This is a genomic window from Lacinutrix salivirga (assembly GCF_053604675.1).
In genome coordinates this window covers 33,401-57,652 of record NZ_JBSHNP010000055.1, presented here as the reverse complement: position 1 = coordinate 57,652, position 24,252 = coordinate 33,401, and the positions used below count along the sequence as shown (strand labels likewise).

General features: G+C 31.3%; 24 protein-coding genes. 10 read left to right on the top strand and 14 right to left on the bottom strand.

The genetic code is table 11. The annotated features are described in order from the left end of the window. From ACVC5O_RS02100 to ACVC5O_RS02050, 11 genes are all read right to left on the bottom strand, one after another. A partial coding sequence (locus ACVC5O_RS02100) for a hypothetical protein (protein ID WP_452219811.1) occupies positions 1 to 1,005 on the bottom strand: 1,005 nt, incomplete at its 3' end. 6 nt (positions 1,006 to 1,011) lie between these two features. After that, the gene (locus ACVC5O_RS02095) at positions 1,012 to 1,668 is read right to left on the bottom strand and encodes a hypothetical protein (protein ID WP_452219810.1); all 657 of its coding nucleotides are present in this window, start codon (positions 1,666 to 1,668) and stop codon (positions 1,012 to 1,014) included. Next, a complete protein-coding gene (locus ACVC5O_RS02090) occupies positions 1,665 to 3,197 on the bottom strand; it encodes a PAAR-like protein (RefSeq protein WP_452219809.1) in 1,533 nt (510 codons plus the stop codon). The genes ACVC5O_RS02095 and ACVC5O_RS02090 overlap by 4 nt, the downstream gene beginning before the upstream one ends. Beyond that, a complete protein-coding gene (locus tag ACVC5O_RS02085; protein ID WP_452219808.1) occupies positions 3,190 to 4,077 on the bottom strand; it encodes a hypothetical protein in 888 nt (295 codons plus the stop codon). The genes ACVC5O_RS02090 and ACVC5O_RS02085 overlap by 8 nt, the downstream gene beginning before the upstream one ends. A gap of 18 nt (positions 4,078 to 4,095) precedes the next feature. Continuing rightward, positions 4,096 to 5,145: a DUF2931 family protein gene (locus ACVC5O_RS02080; RefSeq protein ID WP_452219807.1), complete on the bottom strand. Its 1,050-nt coding sequence runs from the start codon at positions 5,143 to 5,145 to the stop codon at positions 4,096 to 4,098. 9 nt (positions 5,146 to 5,154) lie between these two features. Continuing rightward, entirely contained in the window at positions 5,155 to 6,594 is a 1,440-nt protein-coding gene (locus tag ACVC5O_RS02075; RefSeq protein ID WP_452219806.1) for a T6SS phospholipase effector Tle1-like catalytic domain-containing protein, read from the bottom strand. 44 nt (positions 6,595 to 6,638) lie between these two features. Then, positions 6,639 to 8,411 (bottom strand): type VI secretion system Vgr family protein, encoded by a 1,773-nt coding sequence (locus tag ACVC5O_RS02070; RefSeq protein WP_452219805.1) that lies wholly within the window; start codon positions 8,409 to 8,411, stop codon positions 6,639 to 6,641. A 23-nt stretch (positions 8,412 to 8,434) separates the two neighbouring features. After that, on the bottom strand, positions 8,435 to 8,830 hold the full coding sequence (gene tssD, locus ACVC5O_RS02065; RefSeq protein ID WP_452219804.1) for a type VI secretion system tube protein TssD: 396 nt from the start codon (positions 8,828 to 8,830) through the stop codon (positions 8,435 to 8,437). A 104-nt stretch (positions 8,831 to 8,934) separates the two neighbouring features. Next, positions 8,935 to 9,321: a type VI secretion system tube protein TssD gene (tssD, locus tag ACVC5O_RS02060; protein ID WP_452219803.1), complete on the bottom strand. Its 387-nt coding sequence runs from the start codon at positions 9,319 to 9,321 to the stop codon at positions 8,935 to 8,937. Positions 9,322 to 9,381: 60 nt separating this feature from the next. Further along, positions 9,382 to 10,293: a hypothetical protein gene (locus tag ACVC5O_RS02055; protein ID WP_452219802.1), complete on the bottom strand. Its 912-nt coding sequence runs from the start codon at positions 10,291 to 10,293 to the stop codon at positions 9,382 to 9,384. 9 nt (positions 10,294 to 10,302) lie between these two features. Then, entirely contained in the window at positions 10,303 to 11,313 is a 1,011-nt protein-coding gene (locus tag ACVC5O_RS02050; RefSeq protein WP_452219801.1) for an NlpC/P60 family protein, read from the bottom strand. 224 nt (positions 11,314 to 11,537) lie between these two features. On the opposite strand from ACVC5O_RS02050, the gene ACVC5O_RS02045 reads away from it, so the two are divergent. From ACVC5O_RS02045 to ACVC5O_RS02000, 10 genes are all read left to right on the top strand, one after another. Beyond that, positions 11,538 to 11,975 (top strand): GPW/gp25 family protein, encoded by a 438-nt coding sequence (locus tag ACVC5O_RS02045; protein ID WP_452219800.1) that lies wholly within the window; start codon positions 11,538 to 11,540, stop codon positions 11,973 to 11,975. Between the two features lie 10 nt (positions 11,976 to 11,985). Beyond that, a complete protein-coding gene (locus ACVC5O_RS02040) occupies positions 11,986 to 13,815 on the top strand; it encodes a type VI secretion system baseplate subunit TssF (protein WP_452219799.1) in 1,830 nt (609 codons plus the stop codon). Positions 13,816 to 13,855: 40 nt separating this feature from the next. Continuing rightward, the gene (locus tag ACVC5O_RS02035) at positions 13,856 to 14,845 is read left to right on the top strand and encodes a PKD domain-containing protein (RefSeq protein WP_452219798.1); all 990 of its coding nucleotides are present in this window, start codon (positions 13,856 to 13,858) and stop codon (positions 14,843 to 14,845) included. 12 nt (positions 14,846 to 14,857) lie between these two features. Then, a complete protein-coding gene (locus tag ACVC5O_RS02030) occupies positions 14,858 to 16,012 on the top strand; it encodes a hypothetical protein (RefSeq protein WP_452219797.1) in 1,155 nt (384 codons plus the stop codon). A 26-nt stretch (positions 16,013 to 16,038) separates the two neighbouring features. After that, the gene (locus tag ACVC5O_RS02025; protein WP_452219796.1) at positions 16,039 to 16,545 is read left to right on the top strand and encodes a type VI secretion system transmembrane protein TssO; all 507 of its coding nucleotides are present in this window, start codon (positions 16,039 to 16,041) and stop codon (positions 16,543 to 16,545) included. Positions 16,546 to 16,646: 101 nt separating this feature from the next. Then, on the top strand, positions 16,647 to 18,185 hold the full coding sequence (locus ACVC5O_RS02020) for a YifB family Mg chelatase-like AAA ATPase (protein WP_452219795.1): 1,539 nt from the start codon (positions 16,647 to 16,649) through the stop codon (positions 18,183 to 18,185). A 69-nt stretch (positions 18,186 to 18,254) separates the two neighbouring features. Next, positions 18,255 to 18,614, top strand: coding sequence for a hypothetical protein (locus tag ACVC5O_RS02015; protein WP_452219794.1), 360 nt, complete (start codon positions 18,255 to 18,257; stop codon positions 18,612 to 18,614). 244 nt (positions 18,615 to 18,858) lie between these two features. Then, complete coding sequence (locus tag ACVC5O_RS02010) at positions 18,859 to 19,368, top strand: hypothetical protein (RefSeq protein ID WP_452219793.1); 510 nt, start codon at positions 18,859 to 18,861, stop codon at positions 19,366 to 19,368. A gap of 11 nt (positions 19,369 to 19,379) precedes the next feature. Then, positions 19,380 to 20,102: a hypothetical protein gene (locus ACVC5O_RS02005; RefSeq protein ID WP_452219792.1), complete on the top strand. Its 723-nt coding sequence runs from the start codon at positions 19,380 to 19,382 to the stop codon at positions 20,100 to 20,102. After that, positions 20,095 to 20,931, top strand: coding sequence for a sensor histidine kinase (locus tag ACVC5O_RS02000; RefSeq protein WP_452219791.1), 837 nt, complete (start codon positions 20,095 to 20,097; stop codon positions 20,929 to 20,931). Before ACVC5O_RS02005 ends, ACVC5O_RS02000 begins: the two co-directional genes overlap by 8 nt. Here ACVC5O_RS02000 and ACVC5O_RS01995 read toward each other — a convergent pair. From ACVC5O_RS01995 to ACVC5O_RS01985, 3 genes are all read right to left on the bottom strand, one after another. Further along, a complete protein-coding gene (locus tag ACVC5O_RS01995; RefSeq protein ID WP_452219790.1) occupies positions 20,926 to 21,633 on the bottom strand; it encodes an RluA family pseudouridine synthase in 708 nt (235 codons plus the stop codon). The two genes, ACVC5O_RS02000 and ACVC5O_RS01995, sit on opposite strands and share 6 nt — an antisense overlap. Positions 21,634 to 21,772: 139 nt before the next feature. After that, complete coding sequence (gene panB / locus ACVC5O_RS01990) at positions 21,773 to 22,591, bottom strand: 3-methyl-2-oxobutanoate hydroxymethyltransferase (RefSeq protein ID WP_452219789.1); 819 nt, start codon at positions 22,589 to 22,591, stop codon at positions 21,773 to 21,775. A 153-nt stretch (positions 22,592 to 22,744) separates the two neighbouring features. Next, positions 22,745 to 24,169, bottom strand: a complete 1,425-nt coding sequence (locus tag ACVC5O_RS01985) for an L-serine ammonia-lyase (protein WP_452219788.1) — start codon at positions 24,167 to 24,169, stop codon at positions 22,745 to 22,747. Positions 24,170 to 24,252 lie beyond the last annotated feature (83 nt).

Sequence of the window (24,252 nt, the reverse complement as noted above, 5' to 3'; positions counted from 1 at the left end):
GTTTTTGTCTGCTTTTGTTGCATTGGCACCATAAGTATTTATTGTGTAAACAGCAACTTTGTCTATCTCAATGGTTTTAGGACCAGATATAGTTTTTGGAAAACTTATTTTATTTTCTTTTTTATCTGCATCTGCGTCTCTGGTTAAGGTTGTAAAGGTTTCGGCATCTCGAGCAGTTTTAGCTGTTTCTGCATCTTTAACTGCTTTTTTGCCTGCTTCGGTTTCGTCTTCACGTATATAAAGTGCTTCTTGCCAACCTTCAAAACTTTTTATAGCATCTTCGGTCTTAGAGGCCATTTTATCTGTTTTTGGACGTAATTGTATTTTTTTTATGCCTACTTCAATATCTGTGCCTTCAGTTTTATTTAAAATTTTTCCGTCTTGCTTTTCTATGTCAATATCTATCCAATCACTAACTTCTGTAGTTGTAGTTTTGTCTTCTAATTTAGCAAATACTAAAACTGGTAATGCATCGGTTTCTACTTTAACTAATTTTAAAACGTCTTTTTTTTCTTGATTTTGGCTTTTGCTTTCTTGTATTTTTATTTTTAAGGTTTTGCCATCTAGTTTTTTAGTTTCGGCAACCAAAAAGACTTGATAACCCATTGGAGCACCAGCAATTTTTTTATAGTATTCTTTTTTCTCTTTTTTTAAAGCTACAATGGTAATTTCGTCATCCTTTTCATGAGTTTCTTTAGTATAGGCAGCGATAATTTTTTGATTATTGGTGTATTTTTTATCACCATCAAAAGTTAATTTTCCTCTTATAATATTAGCGATTTCGGTTTTTTGTGCGGCAGTTTTTAATGCTGTTTTACTTTTAAATTTATAGGTAAAAGTATCGTCATGCGTTTTTTCTGGGTACTCAATTACTTTCTCGGCAAAATAGGCTGTAATAACTTCTGCTTCTTCTCCTTCTACTTTTAAAGTTTCATTAAAAGTATAAGTTCTGCCTGCTGCGTTAACAGTATCTATTATAATATCTAATTGACTTGAGCTACTCATACTTATTTAGTTATAATTTAGTAAAAGCGATGTGCCTTTATCTTTATATATAATATCTAAAAACTCCTTATTATCTTTATTTTTAACAGTGTAGTTAAAATTTATGGCCTTGTTTTGGAATTGCAAGTGTTCTACTTTTTGTAATACATTATGTAATGTATTTAAGGTAAATTCTTTTTCATTTATTACTAATGTACAATTATTTTTATCTAAAATTGCTTCTATAACTGTATTGTTATTAGTGTAGCGATTACCAACTGTAATGTTTTTTATTGCAAATGTTTTTGGGTTTAACGCATAATGTAGCACGATGTCTTTTTCTCTAACACGATCTGATAAAGTTTCGGGTGGCGTATAAAATATGATGTCTTCTGGAGATGTTGATAGTGTTGTGCTGTTTAAACGCTCTTCAAAACTAATAGGTTTGTTGTTTGCTTTTGTTTCTTTTTTAATTGAATCTATAAAATGCTTTTGCTCTTTTATATCTTTAAGTGCAAAATCATTCATTTTTTTTAAGGCATTTATAGTGTTTTCTATATTAAAAATATAGTTTGCCTGATAGTCGTTTATAGAAGTATTACGTATGTCCATACCTGTGTTTTGTGTTTCGCAAGAGAGAAATAAACCAAGAATAATTAATAAAAATGCTTTCTGTTTTTTCATAGCTCTACATTTAAAAGTATTGTAAAGGGTTGAAATAACGTTTTATTTTTTACATTTTTAAAATGCTGTAAACAAAACATGGCCACTAAACCAGGAATCCATTGTTTTGCAGCACCATCTGCGCCACCATCTTCCCAACCTGCACCAAAGGTGTCGAAAAAAGTAAGGTTTGATATTTCTGCCTTTAGTTCTCCATTTTCTTTAACTATTTGGTAGTTAGCCAGACAGCCTTGCATGCCACCAACAAATGTAGCTATTTCGTTTACGTTTGGATTTGCGCCTTGTAATGGACTGTAATAGGGCAGACTAGTGGAAAATCTATAAATGTTATTGCTTTTTGAAACGTATTTATTTTGATTGTAACAGTCCACTAATTCTTTTTTTAAGTTAGGTAAAAATTCGTTTTTAAATTTTGCTGAATCTTTTATTTCTCGAACAGGATTTGAACTATTATCAAAAATAAAATTTTGTCCTTGTCCTGTAAAAAAATGGTTAGCTAAGGCAATTCCATTTTTACCAAAACCATCTTCAATATCAGAAAATCCCCATAAAACAGCTTTCATTTCTGCTTTAAGATATAAAGTAGGGTAGGACTTGGTAAGGTTAATATTGGTAACGTCAAAATCTGTCATTCCATTTGCCTTCATTAGCTTTTCGCTAGGTTGGTCTGCATAAATCCAATCGTAGGCACGTTTACCTTTAGAGTTTACAATAATTATTTTTCCATCTTCATTAATTCGGTTACCTTTTTCTACAACACCTGTTTCTAAGATTTCTTTTTCATTAGTGTTTGCGCTAGTATTTTGGCTGCTTATAGCGTTTTGTTGCTGTGCTGTTGCGTTACTTTGGCTACTTTGTTGTGTATTGTCTATGGTTTCTAATTCTACTAAATCTAGCGTAACAGTACCATCTGCCTTAACTTTACCAGAGTAGGTTAGTGTGTCTTTACCAGTATTTATGACTTTGCCTTTTTTCTCTTTAATAATAACCTCTACAGTTTCTCCTACGTCTATATTTTGGGTTTTAACAAAAATGGATGCTTTTTCAGAGCGCATTATTTTACTTGCTCTTTTGGTTCGACTCTCATCCATCCAATAGGTTTGGATGACTTTTGGTGCTTTATCGTTTCCCATCATTGCACCAGGAATCATTTTGGCAATGTTTTTAAATTCTTCTTTTGCAGAGCCTGCAGAATTTATTTGTGTAGGATCTGTAATTGTAACTTTGCCTCCTGTAGCACACATACATTCAGAATCTTCATAAAGCCAATTTTTAGAGCCTCCTAATGTCGTTTTTTTACTGGTTTTAGTCCATTTCTGTAAGCCAGGAATACATGGTAAATAGCCTCCACTTGTTGGCTTTAATTTGCATTGCCCAAAAGTTTGTGGGACTTGCACATCTCTATCTGTTGCTTTAAATTTGCCTTGTATTTTTACTTTTTGGTTTTCTGTAACTAATAATTTTGCAGGTGTAAATCCTTGATTACACTCAACTATAGCTCCATCTAAAACATATATTTTACTACTCATTGCTTTCTAGATTAAAATGGATAGTTGTTTTATTATTATATACGTCACCAACAGAAAAAAAGTAAGTGAGCTCGCCTTTATTTATTTCACCAAATTCTGCATTAACTATATATTTTCCTTTATAATTAAAATCTAAGTCGTAATTATTACCTGCAACAGTATCTAAATCTCCAATAAAAGTGTTTAGTTTTGGTAAAGAGAAATGTTTACTATTTACATCAACTTCGGCTTCTGTTAAAACAATGGCTTTTGTTAAAGCTCTATCTTCGAATTTAATGTGTTTTTTTTCTGTGATAGGAATATCAATTTCACCTACACCATTAGAGATGATTTTATTGTTAATTAGTGGTATAGCTTCATCAAAATTTAAATTGAATATACTTGGAAAGAAAAAATTATAAAAATTATCGTTTAAGTATATTTGCTGAATGTTTTGCTCTTGTAACTGCCAATCGAAATCACTAGCCATCGCACTCAAATCTGGGAAATCTTTTAAAATTTCTGGTTTTAGTGTGTTCCATTTACTTCTTATTTCTGAAGTGTTTAGAACTTTTAAAAGCTTAAAATTGTTAGTTAGTTCTAGATGTAAAGTGTTATTAATTGTGGCTATTTTTGCAGCTAATTTTTGTGCTTTATTTATTTTTTTTAAAGCATTTAATTTTTCATTTAAAAAATAGCGATAATCCACTTTAAGTTTGTATTGTAAAGTGTTTTGGTTTGTTAAACCTAAATAGGTGAGGTTAAATCCTAAAGCTATAGAGGTATTGTTTTTTTTATCTCCTTGTATGGTTGTATTAATTACCTCTGCAGTATAGAAGCGTGTATTACGCTCTCTATTAAGCTTTAAAATTTCTTTTGTATGAGATAAAGTGTTTTTCATATAGGCTTAAAAGAACTATTATTTAGTGGTTTCGAATATTTTAGTTATAGCTTTATTTAGTTTTATACTTTCTGTATTGTTTTTTAAAACAATTTCCATATTACCATTATATTTATCGATTTGAAACAGGAGTTGAAGTTCTGTTTGTTCTGGACTTTCACTAAGAGTGTTAAAGGCTTTTTGTAGTTCGTTATCTTCAAAAAGGATTTTTCCTCCAAATAGGTCGTTGTTTTGATCTTCCCAATACATTGTTATGTCTTTAGGTATTGCTTTTAAACTATAGTTTTTTAACGATTTGTCATTAGCTAAAGTGTACAAGTTTTCTCCGTTGAAGTAGTTGATGTAAATTTTAGTAAGTATGCCTTTGTTTTTATGTTCAAATGCTGGGTTCCAATTATACTTAGTGCGATAACTATCCCATTTACCAAAAGGTATATTATCTGGATCTATGGCACCTTTAATGTCTTCATTAATTCTGCGTTCTTTCTTTCTTTTAACAAACTCCTCAACAGTTAATATTGCATTTGGAATATATTCTTCTTTAGAAATTTTTATCTCCTTGGCTTTAAATCTTCCTATTTCTACAGTTTTATCTCCATGTAACCAAATTACGATTACACCTCCAGGAGCTAAACCTAATACTATGTTTGAAAAGGTGTTTTGGTTTCCTAAAATATCTTTATAACCTTCTTTAAATAATTCCTTTATTTCAACTATTGGAAGTGTAAAACTTCCTCCATAGAATTTTTCTTCTAAATACGACACCCATTTAATGTCAAAAGAATTTGGTAATGCTTTAAAGTCTTCTCCTACAACATGTGTAGCTCCTGTTTTTCCCCATCCAGACATTAATGTATGTCCTTTTGGAATATATATGCTAGAGTTGTCCTCTAAGTAAAAGTTACCAGATATTATTTCTGCAGGATAATATTTTGGTGCATTTGCAGTAGGTCGCCATTCGTATTTTTCCATAGCTATATTTTGAGTGTATTTCTCTTTGTTTAAATTATTACATGAAATAAGACTTATAATAATTACTGTTATAATTAATTTAATATGAATTGACATAAATTTAGTTTAACCAGGATTAACAACTCTTACACGATCTCCTGTTGGTTTATTTGGGTGTAGTACATAGAAGGTAGGTGTCCAATGTGCAGAAAAATGAAAGTAATTATTACGCAAAATTTTTATTAATGGTCTATCTGTAATATTATCGAATTCTACTTTTTTTCTGGTGCCTGCTATATAACCATCTAATTCAGTTTTGATTGCTATTAAAAATTGATTATTAAGTGGATAACTGTCTTTAAGGTCTGACAGTAAATAATCTATATTTTTATTCAGGCTGTATTCTGTCATGCATTGTAATGGCACATAACTATATTTGTTACTAATATTTGTTCTTGTTGCTTCTAGATTTCCATTATAAGTATTAACATTGAGTTGAGACTCTTTATACCAACCACTTTCTACTAAGCGATGTTTTTCTCTTTCCATTTTATTTAAAAAATGTGATTGATCTACGACGAGTAACTTTTCTTCGGAGTTATCTTTATAGCCTCCACCAATATCTGAGTGTACACCAGGAAATAAAACTTCTAAACCTTTGGATTTAGGTACACTAGCAATATTTGTTCGTCTAAAATTAGCTCGATGTTCATCGTCTGCACCAATTTGAAAAACATTATTTGCTTTTGTACCAATAACATCTAATTTTAACTCTCTGGTATCATTTCCATGTCTTAGACCATAAGATGCTACTGTGTCGTATAATCCAACAAATCGAATAGTAAGAGTCCTTACTTCAATACCAGATTTCTTTAATTCTTCGCCTAAAGTTCCCCAATCTACGTTCCAATTAATAGGTCTTCCTCTAGGTCCACTTTTTTTCTTTTCTCCTTTTCGTCGTGTAATTCTGTACACAAAATACCTTGCTGTTGCAGCACCACGACTAAACCCATACGTATCAATATATAAGTTATTTACTTTTTCTACACCTTTATTTTTACATGATTTTATAATTTCATTTGCAGTTTCTTTAATTCCTTTATTAGCTTTGGCAATTACGCCTTGCTCGCCTTCGCCTTGTGCTACACCATTAAAAAAGTTGTCTTCTTCGGCATTTGCAGTTCCTGCTCCTTCAATATAAATAGAAAATTGTTGGTTTTTTTCTTCGTCTTTTATTTGATAAAAAGGTTCGCCTCTAGAGATATTGGAATGTTCATTTTCAAAGCTACTTCCTTCCTGAAAAATGTATTGAGACTCTAATTCTGAATTGTAAGGCAATCCGTTTTCTTTATTTTCTCTTGCTAATCGGGAATTAACATTTTGTCGATTATTTTGTGTGCCATCAAAAAAAACACCAGCAGTTATATTAATGCTATCCTCAGGAGTTAATTCTTCATATTCTGTGTCACCAACATATACCGTAGAGGTTTGCACATTAATGCCAGTTAATGCGGTTTGAGAAGCTTCTGCTCCTGCAGGTGTTGATGTTAATCCAATTGGAGGCATATATAGATAATAATTAAAGAATTGTGTTATAGTAAAGTACAGTTTTATTCGCCATATTCTACGGTCTCTCCACTAGCGATGGTTATTTTACCTCCAGCATTAGTTTTTATTTCACCACTAGCTTCAGTAGTTATTTCTTGTGCTTCTTGTTTGTAAGTTGCGCTAATAACTTTAATGGCTTCACCTACCTGCTTATCTTCATTTCCTGAAGTGATTTTGTTGTTTTCGTTTATTGTTTCTGTCTTATTTTTTCCTACGGAAATGTCTAAGTTTTCTTCAACATTAATTTGCATGTTTTTAGAATTTAATGTCATATTCTCTAAAGCAGTAATGGTTATATTATTGCTTGCAGTATCTATATTTACAATGTTTCCATTAATATCTGTAATGGTTATACTCTCTTCTCCTTTGGCATCATTAAGCTCTATGGTATGTCCACTTCTGGTTCTTATGGCTTTAATATCGTTTGAATTTGTTTTCCAGCTGCTTGGTTTTTGGTTACTATGGTATAAACTGCCTAACATGTATGGTTTTTCGGCATGACCACCTTCAAAACCTATAAGGACTTCTTCGCCAATTTCTGGGATGAAATGAAAGCCTTTATCGTTTCCTGTATGTGGACTTACTATTCTAATCCAAGGTGTTGTTAACCCAATTGATTTTTGCCAAGCAAATTCAACTTTAATTCTTCCTAAACCTTCTGGATCTGCATTTTCTGTAACTTTTGCCAACTGCGTTTCGCTTTTAGGAATGGCATTAATATTTGTTTTTGGATAAGCGTTAACATTTAATGAAGAGGCTTCAAAAACATTTTTATATTCTCCAGTGTTGGAGTAGGAGTGTGTTACTTTGGTAACTCTGTAGTGGCTTTTTAAAACGCTTACTACGTTGGTTAACATAACTCCAGGATTGTCCGAACTTGCTGTAATTTTTATTTGATTACTTTCTATTGCTTCTTGTTGAAGTTTAACAGCTGTATTTAAATTGTTTTTTGATTGATTATCGTCTGGAATATTAACCCAAACTTTAGTTTGATTGGAGTATAAATCTTTAGCATTGCTATTTACAACGCTAAAATAATCTTTATTTGATGCATTTACAGAGGTTGAAGGTTTTTCGTGCACTTCATCTACCAAGTAATTATTAGTATAATAGTTGAAATTTTGCGGTAAAGGCGATAATGAAGTTTTTAGGTCTTGTAAATCTCTTCCTAATTTTAGCTCTATTTCTTTATCGTTTGGATTTAATCCAAAAACCAGCTCTTCTCCATTATAATATAACCATTCTCCATGTCTGGCAGCCATTTGTTGAGCAAAATTAAAACAGCTTTGATTGGATTGTACTGTATATGCTAATGGTGTTGTAAGATTAGAGTTTTGTGTGTTTATTTTAAGCTTAGATCTATCATAATTATTAAAATTTTGCTGCATAATATCTACAAAACTCATATCACTATACGAGGTGTTATGCGGACCATCGTCACAAAGTATTGTTGGACTTTTTGCAGTAATTAATACATGATTTCCATCGCTTGCATAAACTCCTTTTTTAAAGTTTAAATCTGTAATTATACCTTTAAACTTTAGAGTTCCAAAAAAGCCTAAATCGGCATAAGATGTAGTTTCGATAGTTATTGGCGCACCAAGTAAATCTTCAATTTGTTGATTAGTAGTTTCGCAAAAGCGCTCTATAGTTTCTAGAAGGCATTGCAAATCCATAATATGGTGTGTACCAATTTCTTGTTGTAAGATACACTTACTAAAATACGGAAGTTCACTACTATTAATATTAATTTGTGTTTTAGATAACATTGCCATAGCTTAATATTTTAGTGGTGATTTTACTTTTCTACTGCAGGATTTGTGTATTTACTATCGTCTAGCTCTACACTTTCTGGTGCTAATATTAGACTAGTTACCATTGGATTATCGCTATTATTATCAAATTCATCGTTGTAATTAATACAAAACGCACCATAAAATTTTAAAATTCTGGAGCTTGCCATTGCATCTCTTTTATAGAAAATTATTTCTCCATCTTTTTGTTCGTAAGGACTAATACTCCATCCAAAAAAGCCAGTATTGCTATGCGATTCTATAACCACTTTTAATTTGTTTATTATAGGCATGCTAGAAGGTCTAGCAGAGTTGCTGTGTATTTTTTGAGACACATCAAAAGAAAATGTTAACACATTATACTCTTGGTCGTCAATAGTAAGTTTTGCTAAAAATGACATATAAAAGGGTGTTTGTAAGAGTTAATATTGAGGGAAAAAATAAGGAGTGCGTAAACGACACTCCTTATAACTCTATATTTAGTAATAGTAAGGAATTCGCTAAACTAAACCCACTCGTTTATGTGTTCTCCGTTACCTATTCCGATGCTTTTTGCCGAAATCACAATACTTTCTGCCATTGGATTATCTCCTGAATGATCAAATTCTTCGCTATAGTTTACCATGTAAGCTTCGGTAAATTTTAATTCTTTAGCTTTTGCGTCTGTGTCTCTTTTTAAAAATGTTATAGAACCGTCTTTACGCTCAAAGTTATTGAACATCCAATCCGATAATGTTGTATCTGATGTAGATTCTACTGTTAGTCTAATTTTTCCTCCTCTTGTAATAGAAGATGGACGTCCAGTTGCATCTGTTTCTTGGTGCAGTTCGTAACCACAACTTAAAACGTTATACTCTTTTCCTCCAACATTTAGTTTTGCTTTAAATGACATAATAATTGATTTTAATGGATTAATTAATTTATTTATTTAATAAAGCTTACGCTTGATTATTTATAGTGTTGTTGATAAGCCCATTATGGGTTGCTTATCTTGGTTTAATAAAAAACCATCGTTATTAATTACTTTCAACTTTGTTTTTACACTTACTTCTATAGGAAAAAAATAATCATAAAACACATTTACAAATTTTAAAATACCATCCTTGCTAATAAAATCAATTATTTCTTCTTCTTCAATTGGTCCAATTTCTACTTGATAATAGGGTTGTAAAATAGTGTTGTTTTTTTTAGTTAATGTAAAATTTGTTCCTAAAACAACTTCGTCTGTAACTAAGTTACGATTAGAAATTGGATTTGGATTATACGTTTTATTAATTTTCACTTTTTTGTTTAAAATATTTTTTAAACAAAGTTCCATAAGCTCAATATTGCCAGCTATTTTATAAGCATAAGGCAATAGTTTTAATAATTTTAGTAAATATTTTTTAGGGATAGATTGGTCAATTTTCCAAAAGTCTATTAAAAAATTGTCATCTAAATTTATAAAATTATTTAATAATTCTTGCTCTTTTTTTTCAATATTTAATTTCTGATTAAAAAACTCATTTTCTAATGGCAGAAAAAAATGTCTTGCTTCTTCTTCTTCTTTTTTGTACGTTTTTCTTAATTCTGGGTATGAGGTTTTACTATTAGTTTTATCCTTGGTATGGAATAAACCTTCTGGTAATTGATCGTACAAGCCATTTCTACTAAGGTTTAAAAAGAGCGTGTTGTCTTCAATAGAGCCTAAGTTTAGTATATCTCTTCTGTGAGAACGCCTAAAAGCACTTTTGTTTTTAACTACTAAATTATCTTGTGTTAGACTAGAGTTTTTTTGTAATTCTGCAACCACTATTTCTGCTTTCAGGTTTTGGTAAACAGAAAGGAGTTCTTCAAAAATATGTTCTAGTTCTTTGGTGTTCATTTAGTGGTGTTATCTTTTAGGTCTTTTACCACCTGCAACAAATCTTTTTTTCCAAAAACTATTGTCCAGTTCGCTAATTTTTACACCTCTAATTCCATTATCTTTGGTGTAGGATGTTGCATGTACAAACTTTCCGTTATGTAAATACACTCCAACATGGCTTATTGTATTTTTAAATTCTCCAGAGCCTTTAAAGAATATAAGATCTCCTTCTTCTAGGTATTCTTTTCCTAAAAATTTATTGGTGAGCTCAGAATCAAATTGTTTTTCAGCAGTACGCTCTATATATTTATCGTAAACAGCTGTGTAGAGTCTTTGAGTAAACGATGAGCAATCTATACCAGCTTCGGTTTCGCCACCTAAGAGGTAGTCTGTGCCTTCCCATTCTTGTATAAATTCGTAAAGTTTTTTGTTTGTTAGTGTTTCTGGAGTAACATCTAACTTCATTCCGTATTTAATTTGTATGCTTGTAACTTCTGGAGCTTTTGTTATTTGCTCTTTCTCTTCTTCAATTGGAGCAATAATTACTTCTTCTTCTTTTTTGTTTTTATTTTCTTTCTGGAGTTTTTTCTTCTTTTTTTCTAATTCTTTATCTCTTTTTTCTTTTTCTTTTTTTGCCTTTGCAAGTAGTTTTTCTTTTTCTTTTTGAGCTTTCTTTTCTTGTTTTTTTTGTTCTTTTAAGGCTTTTTCTCTTCGTTTTCTTTCGTCTTTAGTGACTTCTATTTTAATGTTATCCATTATAACATTTTTACCTGCAGACACTTCAATTAAAAGGTATTTAGTGACATAGCCTTCTTTTTCAATAGTAACAACATGCTCTCCATTTGGTAAGTTTTGCGAAAAGTTAAACGCTCCATTGGCATCTGTTTTTTTTGCTAATGCTGTACCTTCTATAGAGACTATGGCATCTGTAACATTCATTGAGGTGTCTTCTTCAACGACTAGGCCTTTAAAAACATTTTGGGACTGTACATTCGCCGTTAGGAATAGTAAAACGAATGGTAATAAAATTTTATTCATGTTGAGGGATATTTATTATTTATGTGTTTTAGGTTTATTTAGTTAACCTAATGGATTTATATTTATTAATTAAAAGTAAGAAATTAAATGATATAACAATTTTTTAATCTATAAATTGTATGAAATTTCCGTTTTAGATAAAAATCTGAAATCTTAATATTAATTATGAGGTGTAAGCAAAAAATATGAAATAAAAATATTCTATATTTATCAATTAAACTACTATGATGAGTAAACGCTATTATAATATTCCGTTAAAACCAGCTCGTTTTTTCACAAAACAGGAGCATGAGACGTGTGATATTAAGCAATCTATCGCGCATCATATACATTTAATTAATACCTCTTCTTTTGGAGAATGTAGTTTTGATGAGACCTTTGGATGTTCTATTTGGGAACTTGATTTTGATAATTTAAAAAGTTCTAATAAAATAAGAACATTAATTAAAGACTCGCTAGAAGAGTCTATACGATTACACGAAAAAAGGCTTGCAAACGTGTCTGTTTCTGCTAAAATTAAACAAGAAGAAATTTTAAATAATAATATAATTAATAGAATAAAAAAAAGAGTGGATCTTGTTATTACTGCAAAAGTTAAAAAAACTAACGAAACATTTAAGTATGTAGAGTTTTTTTACATTGGTCCATTATCTTACCAATAATTAGTTGTTAATGAAAACAGAATCTTTTGAACATATAAAAAACCGAATGCTAAAAAAAGCGGCTTCTATTTGGGGAGTTGCAGCTAATGAAATAGAAACCTCTTTCGATCCTGTGGTATCTCTATTAATTTCGGCATGTGCATCAGAGATTTTAAAAATAGAAGCAGAGTTAAACGAATCTCAAAATAGAGTTACAGAAAAATTAGTGCAATTAATGACTCCTGAAACTGCTATAGGTTCTAAACCTGCTCATGCTATTTTACATGTAGATACTGTAGATGATTCTGTAGTAATTAAGCCAGAATATCAGTTTTATTTTAAAAAGAAAACAACAACAAATAAAGCCACACAAACTTTAAAAAACTTGTTTTTTTCTCCTATTCAGGATTTTAAAATTATAAATGCAAATATTAAGTATTTGGCTTGCGGAAATGTTTTGTCTGAACTGGATATAAAGAAACAAAAAACAAGTCTTACCCAAGCTAATACAACAACACAGTTGCCAAGTTCTAATTTATATTTAGGTATTGAAAGTACACTAAATGATTTAGCTTTAGAAGATGTGTCTTTGTATTTTGAACTTAATGATGTAGAAAATAAAAACCTATTTTACCATTATTTAAAAAATGCCAAGTGGAGTACTGCTAGCAAAAAAATAAATACTTGCGAAGGGTTTTACAATAGTGCGTCACAAAACAAAAGGAATTTAAAATCTATTTTTGAAGACGTCTCCAGAAACACATTAAACATTAACAACCACACTTTAAATTACTACAAAGATCATTTTGTTAGTATTAAAGATAAAAAGAAAATTACAACTTCTAATTTTGAAGAGTTAGATGATTTTATTGCTCTCAACAAATTGGATTTAGAGCCAGGAATACGATGGATTAAAATCGAATTTCCTAACGTAGTTAGCAACACCGTTTTGCAAAATTTGTTTTGCTCTCTAAATGCGTTTCCTGTATTAAATAGAGAGTTAAATACGTTTTCTTACCAAATACGTAATTTTATAAACATAATACCTATTAAAACTGAAGATCATTTTTTAGATATTAAAACTATTGTAAATACTAATGGACAAACCTACTTGCCAAAACTTAAAGATGTTTTAGATTCTGGCAAAGGAAACTATACAATTAGAGGAAATAACGTGGGTAAATTAGACCAACGTAGTGCTAAAGAATTTTTAACTCATTTAATTGAATTGTTAAAAGATGAAAGTGCAGCATTTTCTTTTTTAAATAACGATTTTTTACATGGCAATCTTAAAAGTTTAAATCAACTCATTTCAATGCTAGAAAAAAAGGTTTCTACAGAATACGATAATTTAACCGAAACAAGTTATGTAACTTTAGAACCTTACAGTAAAAAAGAAAACCTAATCATAGAGTACTGGACTACAAATGGAGAAGAAGCCAATAACATAAAATCAGGTAACGATATAGAAGTGTATAAGGCTATTGGATTAAAACAAAAAGGCAGTTATTTAATGACCACTACTTTTGATGGACGAGATAGCTTAACTATGGACGAACGCTTAAATGCCTACAGACGCTCACTACTTTCTAGAGACCGAATTGTGACCAAGGAAGACATTAAAGCATTATGTTTTGAGCTGTATAGTAATAAAATAGACCGAGTAGAGATAAAAAAAGGATATAGTAATAATATAGATTTAAATAAAGGAATTACTCAATGTATAGAAATCGAATTATATGCTAATAAATCTATAAATTTAGAACCAAACGAATGGGATTCACTAAACAGTAGTTTGCTACTTTTTTTAGAAAAAAAATCGGTAAACATATTTCCATATAAAATAAAAATAGTAAATTAAACATTCCATTATTGCGAATGTGCTCAATAAAATTAGTATTATGGGTAATAAAAATTATACTTCGAATCACTTAGATAAATCAATAATTTATCTCTTTTTAGGCGCGTTTTTAGTGTCTGTAACAGTTTTTGCTTATCGGTATTCTAAGTATTCGCCATGCACCACTGTAGATTTTAAAATTAATAGTAAAGACTTAACAACAGGTGCATTAATTAAGTTCGAAGACTTAACAGAAAGTGCCGAAAACTGGCAATGGGATTTTGGAGACGAGTCCTCAATTTCTATCCAGCAAAAGCCATTTCATGCTTATAAAGCGCCTGGCGAATATACAGTAAAACTATTAGTAAACGATTTTTGCGAACATACAGAAACAATAACAATTACAGAAAAAGAGGTTGTTATAGACTCTACTAAATTTCCCATTTTTAAATTACCAAGCACCATTAAAGTAGGTAGGCCTTTACGTGTAGTATCAGAAAATGATAATGCCACAAGTTGGGAATGGCGTTTTGGAGAAACCAGTAGTGCAAATGCCAAAACAGAACGAGCAAGTTATACCTATAAAAAACCAGGTACCTATACCATATCTCTAATTACTAATGGTGAATTAGAGTATATCACAAAAAAGAAAATTGTGGTAAAGCCAACTAAAGTGGTAAAGGAAACTATTTTTGATATTCCTGAAGCACCAGCTAAACCAGATTGGGATATAGACTATAAACCAGCAGTGGTAGAAGAGAAGCCAGAAGCACCAAAACAAGTGCCTTATATTAGTAAAAAAGATTTTGAGAGCAAGCTTATTTTAGTTTCTAAAGAAAAATTAAGTCCAAAGCAATTTTCCGAGTATTTTTGTGGCGATTTAAATAAGCCAATTATTGCAAATGGAAAAAGCACCACGTTTTTATTACTTTGCGAAAAAATTGCAGACCGCAGAATTAAAATAAAAAAGCTAGAACTTTTTAGAGAAAAAGGCTCAAATTGTATTACCAATTTAACTATAGATTACAGAAAAGGACTTGGATTATTTTAAAGACAACATACAATGAAACCACAAGATAAACATAGAGTTAATTGGATAGATGGCATGAAAATTAATAAAGACCACTTTATTAGTTTGGAAGAGTCTGTAATGGATGCCGTAAAAAATGCACAACAAAATCACATATCTCCAATAAGTTATGGCTTACTGCCAGATTTTTCAGAGCAAGGCAGCTCTATAGATTTATTAATATCAATTGATGGGCAAAGTACAATTGAGGTAATATTAAACAAATGTAAAGCAGTAACTCTAGGAGGCTACCAAATTAATATTTCTGAAGAAACAAAGCCATTATTAGAACAATCTGGTTTTATTTTAAAACAACAATATGATATTGGAAAAGAGGATAATGAGTTTTATATAATACTTACTGTAAACCCTTATAAACGCGTACCTGTTGGTGATGCAGACCCAAACGAGGAACCACCAAGGCATCCTAACGTGTTACCAGAATATAAACTAGATATTTTAAATAAAACCGAAGTGTCTAACCAAGAGTTAGGCTTATTTCATATTACCATAGGTAAAGTCGTTGTTAAAGATGGTATTCCTACTTTAGTCGAAAACTTTATTCCTCCATGTAATTCCATTCAAAGTCATGCAGATTTAAAGTTCACATTTAATGAAATAGTAACATATTTTAATTTAATGGAATCTTATTCCATGCATATAATTCAAAAAATACATCAAAAAAAGCAAGAGAACGATTTGGCTCACATGGTGTTACACATCTCACAACGTGTTTTAGAAAATTTAAACCGAAGCATTCCAGAATTTAGGATGCAAGATAAATACCAACCACCAATTGTTATGATTAATAAATTGGCTGGTTTAGCTAGAGTAATAAAAAGCAGTTTAGATGTTTATGTTGGTACAGGTAAAGAAGAATTATTAAACTACCTAACAGATTGGTGTGATTTAAACCAAGGTGCTTTTGAAAATGTTTTAATAGACATGTTAGAAATTAAATATGAACATACAGATATTAACGCTGCACTGTTAAAAGTATCGGCATTTTCTAAGCTTATGCTATCACTATTTAAAAAATTAAACGAACTAGATTATATTGGAAAAAAATCTGACTCAAATATCTTTGTAAAAGAAGAAGTTGTAGATAATGTAGAAGTAAAAAGCAGAAGAAGTTTCCTTTTAGACTAAAATACTAATCCAAAAATAAAACCCTTATGAAACCAAAAAATAGTAAAGAAAGACGTGCTTCCTTTTTTAAATTTTTAGCACTTTTTATTGTAACAACTACTGCAATACTATTTGCCGTTTTTTTTAATTACAAAGTGCCAAATAAAGAAAATTCAATTTTAAAAGAACAAGTTAAAGCTGTTGAAAAAGAATTAGCGTTTCAAGATAATTTTTCGAATGAAATGATTGCAATTCGAAGCATGATAGACTCACTAGATGTAAAAGGCCAAAATCTAAGCTACCAAAATTCATTAATTAGTACCAAATTGGTGGATTTGCAGAAAACAATTCCTAGTAAAGACTCTACTTTTAAGTATGACATGTATTCTAATATTGTAGCTGTTTATGCAGATTTGCAAGATGCTAAAGGAGAGCTTAGCAATTTAAAAGATGCAAAAAAAACAATCGATGACTATAAATTAGCCTTAGACAGGTATAGAGTAGATTTAAAGCAATGCGAACGCGATTTAGATATTGCAAGACGTTCTAATTAAACAATTTAAATACAATAAATCTAAAACCTTTCAAGATTCAAACCTTGAAAGGTTTTTTGTTACAATCAATTTTTCCTACATTTAGTTTCTAAACCAACATTATGCTAAAAAAAGTTTTTGGAAGCGCTGTTTTTGGCGTCGAAGCCACTACAATAACAGTAGAAGTTAATGTAGATTCAGGAATAGGCTATCACTTGGTAGGTCTTCCAGATAATGCCATTAAAGAAAGTAATTTTAGGATTGCAGCTGCATTACAAAACAATGGTTATAAAATTCCAGGTAAAAAAATTATAATAAATATGTCTCCTGCAGATTTACGTAAGGAAGGCTCAGCTTATGATTTAACTTTAGCCTTAGGCATTCTTGTAGCTTCAAAGCAAATAAAAGCCGAAAATTTAGAACGTTATCTCATAATGGGAGAATTGTCTCTCGATGGAAATTTACAACCCATAAAAGGCGCTTTACCAATTGCTGTAAAAGCAAAAGAAGAAGGATTTAAAGGCTTTATATTACCAATGCAAAATGCAAAAGAAGCTGCAATTGTAGATGGTTTAGAGGTGTATGGCGTAGAAAACATTAAGCAAGTCATCGATTTTTTCGATAAAGATGTTGCTATAGAGCAAGTAATAATAGACACTAAAAAAGAATTTGAAAAGAATTTAGATTTCCCAGAATTTGATTTTAGCGATGTTAAAGGACAGGAAAGTATAAAACGCTGTATGGAAATTGCAGCAGCAGGAGGACATAATATTATTTTAATTGGTCCACCAGGAGCTGGTAAAACAATGCTCGCAAAACGATTACCAAGTATATTGCCTCCAATGACAATGAATGAAGCTTTAGAAACCACAAAAATCCACAGTGTGGTTGGGAGAGTAAAAGCACATACAGGGATTATGGCACAACGTCCTTTTAGGTCACCACACCATACGATTAGTGATGTGGCATTGGTTGGAGGAGGAGCGTATCCGCAACCAGGAGAAATCTCATTATCTCATAATGGAGTGTTGTTTTTAGACGAGTTACCAGAATTTAAAAGAGGTGTTTTAGAGGTTATGCGACAACCATTAGAAGATAGAGAAGTTACCATTTCTAGAGCAAAATTTACAGTCACTTATCCATCATCCTTTATGCTAGTTGCAAGTATGAATCCAAGTCCAGGTGGCTATTTTAACGATCCTGATGCTCCTGTAACCTCAAGTCCTGCGGAAATGCAACGCTATTTAAGTAAAGTTTCTGGTCCATTGTTAGATAGAATAGATATTCATATAGAAGTTACTCCAGTGCCTTTTGATAAGTTATCCGACGACAGAAAAGGAGAAACCTCTGTAGAAATTAGAAAACGTGTTACAGCAGCTCGGAAAATCCAAACTACTAGATTTGAAGCCTCAGATAGTGTACATTATAATGCACAAATGAATACAAAACAAATTAGAAAACACTGTGTTTTAGATGAAGCCTCCAAACAATTGCTAAAAACAGCAATGGAGCGTTTAAATCTTTCTGCTAGAGCTTACGATCGCATTTTAAAAGTCTCACGTACCATTGCAGATTTAGAAAACACTAAGGATATAAACGGAACACATATAAGTGAAGCCATACAATACCGAAGTTTAGATCGCGATGGTTGGTTAGGATAACCAAAACGATTAAACAACAAAATAATATAATTTTAAAACGCTATTAACCAATTATTAAAACAAAAATCAATGTCAACACCAAAAGGAATTATTACAGCAACCGAAGCACAAGAACTTAACGACAATTGGACCAACCTACGTAAAAAAGAAACCGATTTGGCAGCTGGTAAACCAGACAATCGATCTTCTTGGTATTCTTTACAAGATATGGAAGATTTTATTGCAGTTATTAAACGAGAAAACAAAAACGTAAATGGTGTACGTTTTTATTTAGGTGTAGAAACCTCTAAAGCAGACCCAAAAGGCTATACTACAATTTTTATGGTGCCAACCGAAAATAATGGTGGTAAAAATAGCGATATACCAAATGCCAAAGGCATGGATATGGGAGGAGGAGGTACTCCGCCAAATGCTAATTATCCACAATAATACCTTTTAAAGTTATAATTAGATTAATTTGATATAATTATCATTATTGTAGTCCATAATTTTAATACTATTAAGGTTTAAAAAAAGTACACACTCATTTTTTTTTACTATTTTAGTGCAGCTATTAATCAAAAACTACACTTTATGAGTTAAATTAAGTATTATTTTTTTTATTAATTAATACAAATTTCGAGTAGTAAAACCACTGCTACTAATTATTACTAACTATATAAACTAAAAAAAAATGAAAAATTTAGGAAGCCTTATTTTAGGTTTAATTATCGGTGCATTAATTATGTACTTTTATTGTTGTAAAGCTACAGATGGTGGCCCAGAAACAATCGCTCCTCCACCAAAACCAAATGGTATTATCACTATTGCAGAAGCTAAAGCATTAGATGCCAATTTTACAAAATATCGTGTACCAGCAATTAATACAGTAAAACCAGAAGACAACAGATCGGTTTGGTTTTCGTATAGTGATATGGAAAAATATTTAGCCTATGCGAAATATGAATGCAACGAGCTAAATTATACTATGGATGGTGTACGTATTTATCTTGGTGTTTACGGCAATAATGCGCCAAAAGGCTCTGAAGGCTATACTACAGTGTTTATGGTACCAACTGGTACACAAAACTTACCAGGAGGTGCCTCTGGATTTGTAGCTCAAAAAGGAGGTGATATTCCTGGTGGTCCACCTTTAAATATGGGACAGGGAGGAACACCACCAAGCCATAATTATCCTCAGTAAAATTTAATATTTTGGAATCTTTTATTCAAAATAATTTTACAAATATTACAAAATCAATAGAAATCATTGCAGCGGTTACTGGTATTTTTTTATTTAAAAAATATAAGTTCACTGCTGCTGTTTTTTTTGTTTACTTCTTAGTCTATGCTGTTATTATAGAAAATATAGGAAATTATACAAAACTTATTAAAAACGAAGATTCATTAAATTATATCTACGAAGTTTTAAAAGGTACAATATTTGAAAAAAATTATTGGTGGTATCAAATATTTTGGATAATGGGTAGTCCTTTATTTTTCTCTTTTTATTATTATAAAGTTTCAAAAAATTCTCAAATAAAAAAATCAATTAGAATTATTGCATTCTCTTTTATTTTAATATGCTTATATTCTTTAATTATTTCTTGGGATTCACTTTACAATGGTTACATTAAAATAATTGATATTTTTAGCCTTTTAGTGATTCTATTTTTAGTGTTTTCATATTATTTTGAATTATTAAAATCAGATAAAGTTTTAGAGTTTTATAAATCACTTACATTTTATATTAGTGCTGGCATTTTAGTGTTTTGGCTAATAATAACACCTATGACATTTTATGAAGTTTATTTTTCTGAGGCAGATTGGAGTTTTATTATTTTAAAATGGCAAATATTCTTATTTGCAATTGTTTTTATGTACACTACATTCACGATAGGTTTAATAGTATCAAAACCAGAAAAAGAAAATGAATAATGTAATTTGCATATTACTTCAAAACCCAAAAGTCTCTACAGCAGCAGAGCGTTACTTACTGGTGTATATGATTGCTGTTTTGATGATTGTAACCACACTAGTTATTTTATTTTTTATTGTATTTCAAAAAAGAAAAAACCAATTATTAAAAGATAAAATTAAGCAACAACAAGCCTTTGAAGAAGAAATTTCGAGAACTCAAATAGAAATACAAGAACAAACATTAAAAAATATTGGTCAGGAATTACACGATAATATTGGTCAATTACTATCTGTTGCAAATATGCAAATGTCTGTAATGAGTATGCAAGTAAGCGAGGCAATTAAAGAGCCTTTTACAGAAACTAAGGATATTGTTAAACAAGGACTTAGCGAATTGCGCTTACTCTCCAAAAGCTTAAATAGCGATGTTATTGTTAATCGAGGCTTTGAAGAGTCGGTGTCTAGCGAAATTAACAGACTTAATAAATTAAAATTATTAACTGCCAATTTAATTCTAAAAGGAGAATCGTCATATTTTAGTAATAATAAAGACAGCATTATATTATTTAGAATATTACAAGAGTTTATTTCTAACACTGTAAAATACGCAAAAGCAAATACATTACAAATAGAATTAGAGTATCAAAAAAATAAACTAATAATAATAGCTAAAGACGATGGCTTGGGTTTTGATATTACAAAAGCAGAAAAAGGAGCTGGACTTTTAAATATGCAAAACAGAGCAGAACTTATACACTCTGAGTTTAACTTAAGTTCCGAGCCTAATAAAGGCACAACACTAAAACTAGAGTACCCTTATCGTGTGATAGATACTCTAAAGCTATAAGCAAGCATCCCAAATTGGATCGTTTGGTAGTGGAGCAGTGAGATCCAATTTAATTTTAGACACAGGATGCACAAACTTAATGTTTCTAGCATGTAAACTTATACTAGCATCTTTATTGCTTCGGTCAAAACCATATTTTAAATCACCTTTAATTGGAGAACCAATACTAGAAAGTTGTACTCTAATTTGATGATGACGACCTGTTTCTAAATTCACTTCTAATAAAAAATAATTATCTAAAGCCTTAATTATCTTGTAATGTAAAATAGCTTTTTTGCTTTCAGGAACTTCATTTTTATGTGCTTTAGACTTATTGTTTTTAGGATTTTTTTTAAGCCAGTGTGTTAAAGTAGCCGACTTGTTTTCTGGTTTGTTCTTTACTAAAGCCCAATACGTTTTAGAGATGTCTTTAGACACAAATAATTTATTTAAACGAGGTAATGCCTTACTAGTTTTAGAGAAAATAACTAAACCAGTCGTTGGTCTGTCTAGTCTGTGTACAGTGCCTAAATATACATTTCCTGGCTTGTTGTACTTCTCAGCAATATACTCTTTAACAACATCACTCAAAGGCTTGTCGCCAGTTTTGTCACCTTGTACAATATCTCCTGCACGTTTGTTGACTACAATGATGTGGTTGTCTTCGTAGATAACTTGGAGGTTGTCTTTGTTTGAGAGTATTTTGTTTGAAAGTTTAGTCACTAATTCACGAATAATTAATTTTGCTCACTGCTCACTGCTCACTGCTCACTGCTCACTGCTCACTGCTCACTGCTCACTGCTCACTGCTCACTGCTCACTGCTCACTGCTCACTGCTCACTGCTCACTGCTCACTGCTCACTAATACTGCTCCTTATCATTAGGAAAATCACCACTTTTTACATCCTCACCATATTGAGTAAAGGCATTGGTCATTTCTTCGTATAAATTCATGTAACGACGTAAAAAACGTGGATTAAACTCGTGTGTCATCCCAACCATATCGTGTGTTACCAATACTTGTCCATCTACACCATTACCAGCTCCGATGCCAATTACAGGAATAGATATGCTTTTTGCTACTTCTTGTGCTAATTTTGCAGGAATTTTTTCTAAGACTATTGCGAAACAGCCAGCTTTTTCCAGCATTAAAGCATCTTCTTTAAGTTGTTGTGCTTCTTGTTCTTCTTTTGCTCGTACTGTGTAAGTTCCAAATTTATAGATAGATTGTGGTGTTAAACCTAAATGTCCCATCACTGGAATTCCAGCATGTAAAATACGTTTAATTGAGTCTTTTACTTCCTTTCCACCTTCCATTTTTACAGCGTGTCCACCAGACTCCTTCATTATTCTTATTGCAGAACGTAAGGCTTCTTTTGGATCACTTTGGTAGCTACCAAAAGGTAAATCTACAACTACTAAAGAGCGATCAATAGCGCGTACTACAGAAGAGGCATGATAAATCATTTGGTCTAGAGTAATTGGCAAAGTTGTTTCGTGACCAGCCATAACGTTACTGGCAGAATCACCAACCAAAATCACATCAATTCCTGCGCCATCAACAATTTTTGCCATGGTATAATCGTAGGCAGTTAACATAGAGATTTTTTCTCCACGCTTTTTCATATCAACAAGTGATTTAACAGTAACTCTTTTATATTCTTTTTTTGCTACAGACATTTAGTTTAAATTAAGTATAGACTGTAAAAATACTAAAATAGTAGAGATGAATAGAATTTAATTTTCTTCAGAAAAATTTAATTTTTGGGTGTTTCTATTATTTTAGTTGAAGTTTTAATATGCATACTGCAACTTCATACTGAAGACTTAGTTTTAACAATCTGCCATATTAACACGTACAGCCAAACCACCTTCACTAGTTTCTTTATACTTATTATTCATGTCTTTTGCAGTTTCCCACATGGTATCCACAACTTTGTCTAAAGGTACTTTTACGTTTTTAGGGTCGGTTTCTAAAGCCAATTCGGCAGCATTAATGGCTTTAATTGCTCCCATACTATTGCGTTCTATACAAGGGATTTGAACTAATCCACCAATAGGATCGCAAGTTAAACCCAAATGATGTTCCATAGCAATTTCTGCAGCAATCATTACTTGTTCTGGAGTACCACCAAGTAACTCTGTTAATGCACCTGCAGCCATTGCAGAGCTCACACCAATTTCGGCTTGACAGCCTCCCATTGCAGCACTAATGGTTGCTCCTTTTTTAAAGATGCTACCTATTTCACCAGCTACAAGTAGAAATTGTTTAATATGTTTAAAATCGGCTTCGTGGTTTTCAATAACTAAATAATACATTAAAACCGAAGGGATAACTCCAGCACTTCCATTAGTTGGTGCAGTGACTACACGTCCAAGAGAGGCATTAACCTCGTTTACAGACAATGCAAAGCAGCTAACCCATTTTAAAATCTGACGAAACTTCACCTCACTTTGTCTAATAGACTCTAACCAATCTTGTGAGGTTACATAAGGCACTTCTATATTTAAATTTTTGTGCATATCAAACGCACGACGTCTAACATTTAATCCTCCAGGTAAAGTACCTTCAGTATGGCAACCTGTAAACATGCAATCTAACATAGTTTGCCATATTCGGTTTAACTCAAAATCTATAGTTTTATCATCTCGTAGAGAGCGTTCGTTTTCTAAAACAATTTCAGAAATCGATTTGTTTTCACTTTTACAAAACGCAAGCAATTCGACTGCTTTATCAATAGGAAAAGGAAACTCTTTTTTAAGTTCTTTATTTTCAGCATCGACAGTACGTTCTTCTTTAATAACAAAACCTCCACCAATAGAGTAGAAGGTAGATTGATGTATTTCGGTATTATGCTTAAAGGCTGTAAATGTAATGGCATTAGAATGAAAGGGAAGAAAAACGCGATTAAAGACGATTTCTGAATGTCTATCAAAATCTATTATTTTTTCATTTCCCAACACTAATTTTTCCGTATTTTCTATAGAAGCAATTATAATATCAATAGTTTCTGTTGGTATGGTTTCCGGATCGCTTCCGCTTAACCCAAGCATTACTGCTAAATCTGTAGCATGACCTTTTCCCGTTAAGGATAATGAGCCATATAAATCAACTTGAATTCGGGTAATGTCCTTAAACACATTGTCTTCTTTAAGTTCATAAAGCCATCTTTCTGCTGCTCGCCAAGGACCTAAAGTGTGTGAGCTAGAAGGACCAACACCAATTTTTAACATGTCGAAAACCGAAATACATTCCATTTTTAATACGTTTTAATTTTTAAACAAATATAGATTTAAGTTGATTATGATGTTAACTTATTGAGAAAATTTAAAGGCACAGA